Below are 2977 nucleotides of genomic sequence, written 5' to 3' on the forward strand. Positions count from 1 at the left end.
GGAAGCTATTTAGGGTTGTATGGTTAAGTGACTAAGCGTATACGGTGGATGCCTTGGCAGTAAGAGGCGATGAAGGACGTGTAAGTCTGCGAAAAGCGGTGGCGAGCTGACAAAACGCATTTGAGCCATCGATGTCCGAATGGGGAAACCCACCCGCTTGCGGGTATCGTTAACTGAATACATAGGTTAACGAGGCAAACCCGGGGAACTGAAACATCTAAGTACCCGGAGGAAAAGAAATCAACCGAGATTCCCTTAGTAGCGGCGAGCGAAAGGGGACCAGCCGATGTTAGTTGTCATAGTGGAATATTCTGGAAAGTTTAACGGAACAGGGTGATAGTCCCGTACACGAAGTGACAGTTAGCACATATTAAGTAGGTCGGGACACGTGTTATCCTGACTGAAGATGGGGGGACCATCCTCCAAGGCTAAATACTCCTTACTGACCGATAGTGAACCAGTACCGTGAGGGAAAGGCGAAAAGAACCCCTGTGAGGGGAGTGAAACAGAACCTGAAACCGTATACGTACAAGCAGTGGGAGCCCTTCGGGGTGACTGCGTACCTTTTGTATAATGGGTCAGCGACTTATATTTGGTAGCAAGGTTAACCGTATAGGGGAGCCGTAGCGAAAGCGAGTGTTAACTGCGCGTTGAGTTGCCAGGTATAGACCCGAAACCCGGTGATCTAGCCATGGGCAGGTTGAAGGTTGAGTAACATCAACTGGAGGACCGAACCCACGCCTGTTGAAAAAGGCGGGGATGACTTGTGGCTGGGGGTGAAAGGCCAATCAAACCGGGAGATAGCTGGTTCTCCCCGAAATCTATTTAGGTAGAGCCTCGGACGAATTCCTTTGGGGGTAGAGCACTGTTAAGGCTAGGGGGTCATCCCGACTTACCAACCCTTTGCAAACTCCGAATACCAAAGAGAACTATCCGGGAGACACACGGCGGGTGCTAACGTCCGTCGTGAAGAGGGAAACAACCCAGACCGCCAGCTAAGGTCCCAAAATATTGCTAAGTGGGAAACGATGTGGGAAGGCTAAGACAGCTAGGAGGTTGGCTTAGAAGCAGCCACCCTTTAAAGAAAGCGTAATAGCTCACTAGTCGAGTCGGCCTGCGCGGAAGATGTAACGGGGCTAAGCAATATACCGAAGCTGCGGCAAAGTACTTGTACTTTGGGTAGGGGAGCGTTCTGTAAGCCGCTGAAGGTGAACTGTGAAGTTTGCTGGAGGTATCAGAAGTGCGAATGCTGACATGAGTAACGATAATGGGGGTGAAAAACCCCCACGCCGGAAGACCAAGGTTTCCTGTCCCATGCTAATCAGGGCAGGGTAAGTCGGCCCCTAAGGCGAGGCAGAAATGCGTAGTCGATGGGAAACGGGTTAATATTCCCGTACTTATATAATCAGTGACGGAGGGACGGAGAAGGCTAGACAATCCTGGCGTTGGTTGCCCAGGTGAAAGTGTGTAGGCTGAGTGCTTAGGTAAATCCGGGTGCTTAAGGCCGAGACACGAGACGAGCTCCCAAGGGAGTGAAGTTGTTGATGCCCTGCTTCCAGGAAAAGCTTCTAAACTTATGATTATGTGAACCGTACCCCAAACCGACACAGGTGGTCAGGTAGAGAATACTAAGGCGCTTGAGAGAACTCGGGTGAAGGAACTCGGCAAAATTGTACCGTAACTTCGGGAGAAGGTACGCCCCTGATTGTGATGAGACTTGCTCTTTGAGCAGTCGGGGGCCGCAGTGACCAGGTGGCTGGGACTGTTTATTAAAAACACAGCACTCTGCTAAATCGTAAGATGACGTATAGGGTGTGACACCTGCCCGGTGCCGGAAGGTTAATTGATGGGGTTAGCGTAAGCGAAGCTCTTGATCGAAGCCCCGGTAAACGGCGGCCGTAACTATAACGGTCCTAAGGTAGCGAAATTCCTTGTCGGGTAAGTTCCGACCTGCACGAATGGTGTAACCATGGCCACGCTGTCTCCACCCGAGACTCAGTGAAATTGAAATCGCAGTGAAGATGCTGTGTACCCGCACCTAGACGGAAAGACCCCGTGAACCTTTACTACAGCTTGGCACTGAACATTGAACCTACTTGTGTAGGATAGGTGGGAGGCTTTGAAATTGGGACGCCAGTTCCAATGGAGCCGTCCTTGAAATACCACCCTGGTATGTTTGATGTTCTAACGTTGTTCCCTTATCGGGAATGCGGACAGTGTCTGGTGGGTAGTTTGACTGGGGCGGTCTCCTCCCAAATAGTAACGGAGGAGCACGAAGGTTAGCTAATCACGGTCGGACATCGTGAGGTTAGTGCAATGGCATAAGCTAGCTTAACTGCGAGACAGACACGTCGAGCAGGTACGAAAGTAGGTCATAGTGATCCGGTGGTTCTGTATGGAAGGGCCATCGCTCAACGGATAAAAGGTACTCCGGGGATAACAGGCTGATACCGCCCAAGAGTTCATATCGACGGCGGTGTTTGGCACCTCGATGTCGGCTCATCACATCCTGGGGCTGAAGTCGGTCCCAAGGGTATGGCTGTTCGCCATTTAAAGTGGTACGCGAGCTGGGTTTAGAACGTCGTGAGACAGTTCGGTCCCTATCTGGTGTGGGCGTTGGATGATTGAGGGGAGCTGCTCCTAGTACGAGAGGACCGGAGTGGACGAACCGCTGGTGTTCGGGTTGTTTTGCCAAAGGCATTGCCCGGTAGCTACGTTCGGAATCGATAACCGCTGAAAGCATCTAAGCGGGAAGCGAGCCCCGAGATGAGTCATCCCTGAGGTTTAACCTCTCTGAAGGGTTGTTGAAGACTACAACGTTGATAGGCAGGATGTGGAAGTGTTGCAAGGCATTAAGCTAACCTGTACTAATTGCCCGTGAGGCTTAACCATACAACGCCTAAGTAGCTTTTACTTAGAAGTTGTGAGTTAAAGACTGACTAATTAAAAAAGTTAGAGTAGCGTTACTCTGATTGAT

The 2977-nt window shown here is 50.9% G+C and carries 1 rRNA gene; it reads left to right on the plus strand.

Annotated features, from left to right (window positions below):
• Nucleotides 1-21: 21 nt before the first annotated feature.
• Nucleotides 22-2892 (plus strand): 23S ribosomal RNA (locus ACXAGC_RS20220).
• The last annotated feature ends 85 nt before the right edge of the window (nucleotides 2893-2977 follow it).

It is taken from the genome of Alteromonas sp. AWJ4_197 (assembly GCF_056160285.1).